Origin of the sequence: Mycobacterium europaeum (assembly GCF_002102155.1) — a bacterium.
In the GTDB taxonomy this organism is placed as follows: domain Bacteria; phylum Actinomycetota; class Actinomycetes; order Mycobacteriales; family Mycobacteriaceae; genus Mycobacterium; species Mycobacterium europaeum.
Genome location: NZ_LQOU01000015.1, coordinates 208,423 through 214,422, shown reverse-complemented (window position 1 = coordinate 214,422; position 6,000 = coordinate 208,423). Strand labels below are relative to the sequence as shown.

Annotated in this window: 5 protein-coding genes and 1 pseudogene; 3 read left to right on the top strand and 3 right to left on the bottom strand. The window is 67.0% G+C overall.

The features are described 5' to 3' along the window. Positions 1-116: 116 nt before the first annotated feature. Positions 117-911 (top strand): annotated as a pseudogene (locus AWC03_RS07970) (FAD-dependent monooxygenase); the annotation flags it as partial. A gap of 3 nt (positions 912-914) precedes the next feature. Here AWC03_RS07970 and AWC03_RS27440 read toward each other — a convergent pair. Continuing rightward, complete coding sequence (locus AWC03_RS27440) at positions 915-1,085, bottom strand: hypothetical protein (RefSeq protein WP_167542722.1); 171 nt, start codon at positions 1,083-1,085, stop codon at positions 915-917. Positions 1,086-1,213: 128 nt separating this feature from the next. Between AWC03_RS27440 and zwf the strand changes: the two genes are divergently transcribed. Further along, a complete protein-coding gene (gene zwf / locus AWC03_RS07965; protein WP_085239960.1) occupies positions 1,214-2,719 on the top strand; it encodes a glucose-6-phosphate dehydrogenase in 1,506 nt (501 codons plus the stop codon). 8 nt (positions 2,720-2,727) lie between these two features. On the opposite strand, the gene AWC03_RS07960 is transcribed toward zwf, so the two are convergent. Continuing rightward, a complete protein-coding gene (locus AWC03_RS07960) occupies positions 2,728-3,651 on the bottom strand; it encodes a class I SAM-dependent methyltransferase (RefSeq protein ID WP_085239959.1) in 924 nt (307 codons plus the stop codon). A 165-nt stretch (positions 3,652-3,816) separates the two neighbouring features. Here AWC03_RS07960 and AWC03_RS07955 point away from each other — a divergent pair, with 165 nt between their 5' ends. Then, positions 3,817-4,698, top strand: a complete 882-nt coding sequence (locus AWC03_RS07955; protein WP_085239958.1) for an HpcH/HpaI aldolase/citrate lyase family protein — start codon at positions 3,817-3,819, stop codon at positions 4,696-4,698. Between the two features lie 25 nt (positions 4,699-4,723). On the opposite strand, the gene AWC03_RS07950 is transcribed toward AWC03_RS07955, so the two are convergent. Then, positions 4,724-5,467 carry a sensor domain-containing protein gene (locus AWC03_RS07950; RefSeq protein WP_158089957.1) on the bottom strand — a complete coding sequence of 248 codons (744 nt, stop codon included), beginning with the start codon at positions 5,465-5,467 and terminating at the stop codon, positions 4,724-4,726. Between the last annotated feature and the right edge of the window lie 533 nt (positions 5,468-6,000).

The following is a 6,000-nucleotide window of genomic DNA, read 5'->3' as shown; positions in this document are numbered from 1 at the left end:
CGTCGCCGCGCCCAACCCTCCAGCTCAACCCGCTCCCCAGCGGACAGCACGATCTCGGCGGCATGAGGCGTCGGCACAACCCAGTCTAACAACTAGATTGCAATTTATGACTCAGGACACTAGGCGATCTGAGCGAGGCACTCACCGCCGTCTATGGGACCGACTACGGGATCCACAGCCCCGCTTGGCTTTCCAGGTTCACCGACATGGCGCGGCAGGCCGCAACCTATCGCGCCGGACGCACCCTGGTGGCCGGTGACGCCGCGCATGTCCATCACCCGATCGGCGGACAGGGCCTCAATACCGGCCTGCAGGACGCGGTCAATCTGGGATGGAAGCTGGGACAGGTGGTCAACGGGACGTCACCCGACAGCCTGCTCGACACCTACCACGCAGAGCGGCACCCGGTCGCCGCCCGGGTGCTGCGCAACGCGATCGCGCAGATGGCGCTTCTTCGCCCGGACGACCGCACCAAGGCCTTGCGCGACACGATGTCCGATCTCCTCGAGATGGACGAACCCCGCACGCGGTTCGCCGGCATGATGTCCGGCCTGGACGTCCGCTACGACCTGGGCGACGGGCACCCGCTGCTCGGACGCCGCATGCCCGATCTCGACCTGATGACCGACGACGGCCCGCTGCGCGTGTTCACGCTGCTCCACCGGGCCCGACCCGTGTTGCTCAACCTCGGTGAACCCGGCCGATTCGACATCGCACCCTGGGCGGACCGGGTCCGACGGATCGACGCGGAATATCCGGGCGCCTGGGAGCTTCCGGTGGTCGGCGCGGTCGCCGCTGTCGACGCGGTGCTGATTCGGCCCGACGGACACGTGGCCTGGCTGGAAGGGTGCAGCGGTTCCCCGCTTGGCGACGCGCTGACCGCCTGGTTCGGCGCCCCGCGTGGCTCCTAGGTTCTAGTCCGGCGGTTCATCGCCCGAGCCGCGGGTGGGGGCGCGTTCCCGGTCGCTGGGCCTGCCGGCAACGCCCTCGGCCTCCCGGTCGTCGGCCACCTTCTCCTCGAGCTGGTCGACGATGTCCTCCAGCTCCTGAGAATGACCGCGTAGGTCTTTGTCCGGTTTCGTCATGTCGCTTCCCGTTGACTGTGGTCGGGTACCGCCCCGTCGGTATCCAGTACCCCCTCAGCCGGGCGGTAACCCGATCGGTGCCAGTGACGGGCGCGACATAACGCCGCGGCGATGGAAGTATCGAAATTGTGGCCGACAAGAAACCGCAGACCATCTCTTATCCGGCGGCTGATGGGCGTCCGCGCCGACACCAGACCGAACGACTCGACCCCCACGTCATCGTCCTGTTCGGCGCGACGGGGGATCTGGCCAAACGCAAGCTGATCCCCGGCCTGGCCTATCTGGACCAGTCCGAGCTCGCACCCGACATCCACATCGTCGCAACGTCGCTGGAAGAACTCAGTGACGATGAATTCCGCGAGATCGCCAAAGACGCGATCGAATCGTTCGGCACGCACAAGCTCACGCCCGACCAGTGGACCAACTTCGCGAAGATCGTCACCTACGTCCCACAGGGCGCCGGGCCGGAAGCACTGGCCGCGGCGGTCGCCGACGCCGAGGCCGAACTCGGTCCGGACGTCCGGCGTCTGCATTACCTGTCGGTGCCGCCGAAAGCCGCCCGCCAAGTCATCACCATGCTGAGCGACGCCAAGCTCGTCGAGCGCTCCAGGGTGGTGATGGAGAAGCCGTTCGGGACCGACTACGCCAGTGCGGTGGCGCTCAACGACTTCGTGCACGAAACGTTCGAGGAATCCCAGATCTTCCGTATCGACCACTTCCTGGGCAAGGAGGCCGCCCAGAACATCTTGGCGTTCCGCTTTGCCAACGGCCTGTTCGAACCGATCTGGAACCGCAACTTTATCGACCACATCCAGATCGACATCCCCGAAGCCCTCGGCCTCGATCAGCGGGCGAACTTCTACGAGGAGACCGGCGCCTACAAGGACATGGTGGTGACGCACCTGTTCCAGGTGATGGCGTTCGTGGTGATGGAGCCACCGACGGCCCTGGAACCCTTTGCCATCAGCGAAGAGAAGAACAAGGTGTTCCGCTCGATGCTGCCGGTCAAGCCTTCCGACGTGGTGCGCGGCCAGTACAACGGGTACCGCGACGAAAAGGGTGTGGCGAAGGACTCCGACACCGAGACGTTCATCGCCCTCAAGGTCGGTATCGACAACTGGCGCTGGGCCGGCGTGCCCATCTATCTCCGCACCGGCAAGAAGATGGCCGAGGGCATCCGCATCATCTCGATCGCGTTCCGGGAGGCGCCCCGGACGATGTTTCCGCCCGGCTCCGGGGTCGGGACTCAAGGCCCGGATCACCTCACCTTCGACCTCGCCGACAACTCGAAGGTGTCGCTGTCTTTCTACGGGAAGCGCCCCGGCCCGGGCATGAAGCTGGACAAGCTGTCCATGCAGTTCTCCTCGCAGGAGATCGACACCGTGGTGGACGTGCTGGAGGCGTACGAACGACTCATCCTCGACGCGATGCGAGGCGATCACACGCTGTTCACCACTGCCGAGGGCATCGAATCGTTATGGGAGCGTTCGCAGGAGCTGCTCGACGACCCTCCGCCGGCGAAGATGTATCAGCCCGGCACCTGGGGTCCCAACGCCATTCATCAACTGATCGCGCCGAACGCGTGGCGGCTGCCGTTCGAGCGGGAGTGGCGCGATCGCGGTCGTGACTGCTGAGGCCTGGTTCAGCCCCGTTCGGCGCTGATGTAGGTGATGGCGTGCCGGAACGCCTTGACGATCTCATTGTCGGGAACGGCGAAGCCGTAGTCGGCGTACAGCCGCTCGGTGGGGTGGGGGGTGACGACCCAGCCGGTGGCGGCGAGGTGATCCCCGGCGGGTTGGCGTTCCCCGTGCCACACCAGTTCGGCGACGTCGATGTCCAGCCCGTGCTTGCGCCAGGTGGTGCGCATCGCGCGGGCGCGCTCGTCGGTGAACACGCCCATGTCGGTGATGTTCTCGGTGGCCAGCCGGCTGCCCGGTGCGCTGAGGGCGGAGATGTTGTCCAAGAGGCGGTCCTGGGCCTGCGGCGGCAGGTAGGGGAGCAGACCTTCAGCGATCCAGGCCGTGGCAGCGGCAGGATCGAAGCCATTGTCGCGCAGAGCTTTTGGCCAGTCGTCGCGCAGGTCGATACCGACGGTCCGACGTTCGGCGGTCGGTTCGGCCCCGAGCCGGGCCAGCGTGCCACCTTTGAACGCGATGACCTCGGGCTGATCGACCTCGTAAACCACCGTGCCCGCCGGCCACGGCAACCGGTAGGCACGAGCGTCAAGCCCGGCCGCCAGGATGACGGCCTGACGTATGCCGGCGGCGGTCGCCGACGTCAGGAAGTCATCGAAAAACCTGGTGCGCACGGCAATCTGCTCGCGACGCTGCTGCAGCGTCAGCGGCATGTCGTCGCTCTCGAGCGGGATTTCGCCGTCCAGCATGCGGACGAAGAACGGGTGTCCGACCGCGCGCACCAACGGATCGGCGAACCGGTCGTCGAGCAGCGGATCCGGGGCCCGGGAGGCCAGCGCTCGGGACGCGGCAATCATCGTGGCGGTCGCCCCGACGCTGGATGCCAAATCCCAGCTGTCACCTTCGGTGCGCGCTGAACCAAGCGTTGACATTCGCCGCTCCCTCCGGGGATTCGGCCGCCGCGGCGGCCGATTCGCGTTTGGGCGGTTCACCGTAGACCAGCCGCGCGGCGGAACCACCCGAATCGAAGGGTACTTTCTGCCTATGCCGCCTCACCACGCACCCACCGAGCTCGACCACAGGAAGCGAATCACTTGATGGCACCCACGCTGCGCCCGCGTCGCTCGGCCTTGTACCTGCCGGGCAACAAGCCCCGGGCGTTGGAGAAGGGAAAATCGCTGGCCGCCGACGTGGTCATCTTCGACCTCGAGGACGCGGTGGGCCCCGACGCCAAGGCCGATTCGCGGGCGACGGTGTGCGACGCGATCTCGTCGGGCGGATACCGGCCCCGGGAGGTCGTCGTGCGCATCAACGGTGTGGACACCGAGTGGCACGACGCGGACCTGACGGCCGTGGCGGGCTCGACCGCCGACGGGGTGCTGGTGCCGAAGGTCGAGTCGGGCGAGCAGGTTCGAGCGCTGGCCGCGACGCTGGACAGGCTGCACGCGCCGGAATCGTTGCGGCTGTGGGTGATGATCGAAACGCCGCGGTCCTTCCTGAGGGTCGAGGAGATCGCCTCGGCGAGCGATCGATTGGCGGCGATGGTGGTCGGCACCAACGACCTGGTGAACGATTTGCACGGCTTGCACGTGCCCGGGCGCGCGCCCGTCGTGCCCGCGCTGGCGTTGGCGGTGCTGGGAGCCAGGGCGGCCGGCAAGGTGATTCTGGACGGCGTGTTCAACGACATCACCGACGAAGACGGCTTTCGCGCCGAGGCTCGGCAAGGACGCGAAATGGGTTTCGACGGCAAGAGTTTGATCCATCCTTCCCAGATCGCCCCGGCCAACGACCTGTTCGGGCCCTCGGAACGGGAGCTCAGCGACGCCCGCAAGGTTGTCGCGGCCTACGAGGAGGCGCGGGCCGCGGGCACCAGTGTCATCACGGTGGACGGTCGGATGATCGAAAGCCTGCACGTCCGCAACGCCGAGCGGATCCTTGCCCTGGCCGACCTCATCGCGGAACTGGCCGCCGCCCCCTAGGCGCCGAGCCCAGGAGCCAAGCGGCTCACTGCTTGTCGACTCTGGCCGCGAGCTGACCGGCGAGCTTGGTCGCCGAGTCCACGGGGTTCTTGCGGACGACGCCGACATCGATCGCGAGGTTGTTGCGTACCGTCAGCGCGCGCTGGCAGGTCATGGTCAGCAGGACGTTGCCGTTGTCGCGCAGTGTCATCGTCAAAGTGGTGCTCAGCATGCCGTTGGTGTTCGAGACCGGCCCCACCTGCCACCCCGTCTCCGGGCTGTCCGGCCCGGCCGGGGTGGTGAACTGGCGGTTGGCGCACGCCGGCCAGCGCTGCGCCGAGGTGGTGAAGAAGGCATTCGCCTCCTTGGCTGACGGGAACAGCACCAACACCTGGCTCACCTCGGGGTCCGGCTCGTCGGAGTTCGGCGGTAGCGAGGCGACCTCATCGTCGGTGCTGGCCGCGGTGTAGCCGCTGCCGGCATAGACGGGCGCTTCCCCGGGGCCGATGGCGAAGATGCAGTCGTCGGGGAATTTCCACCCAGCGGGCCACTGCTGCTTCGCGTTGTCGTCTTGGAGCTTGTCGGTCTTTTCCTTGGTCTTGGATCCGGTGACGCCCAACGCGCCGTCGATATCCGCCGACGAGAGCAGGAGGCCGGGCAGCGCGGCTTGCGCGACCGGGGGCCGCGACGAGGTCGTGGTCGACGCCCCCGGGCCGCCCCCGCCGCCGCCGCATGCCGCGACCAGGAGTGCGATGGCCGCGGCGGAGACTGCGGTTGGTATTCGGCGCATTCGCTTCTCACTTCGTTGTCGCGTAGGGGCCTCGGACTTCCGCGCGGCCCCCACCTGCGCGGGCCGAAGCCCGAGAGTGGACGGAAGCATATCCGCTGCGACAGCAAATTGCGTGAACTCGCACAAAACAACCGTCGACTCAATGCTGGAGCACCCGCGGTCGGGGCCACAGACGTGGTCGCCCATGCGGATTCCCCGCCGGGAAGATGGGGCTCTGCGCACCGCCAGCGCAGAAAGATTCGCAGTTCAAGGGTTTCCTACGTCAACAAAAGAGGAGGGCAAGAATCCCCTCGACTCGGCCCCGCCGAAAAGCCTCCGACGCGAACCATGAGTGAAAGTGGGCCCAGCTGTTGCAAGCCGCCGATAAGCCGCACCCAGCAAACACTTTGTTGCGGTAAAAGGCCGCGGGGTGTTCGAATGGCACCGTCGGACGCGCAGGCCGGTCCGCCCCGACGCGAACCCACATCCGCCGGGCGCGCCACCTCCGCATGACCGAATGGGTTGCGCCGACGCGCGTTCGCATACGCAGTGCC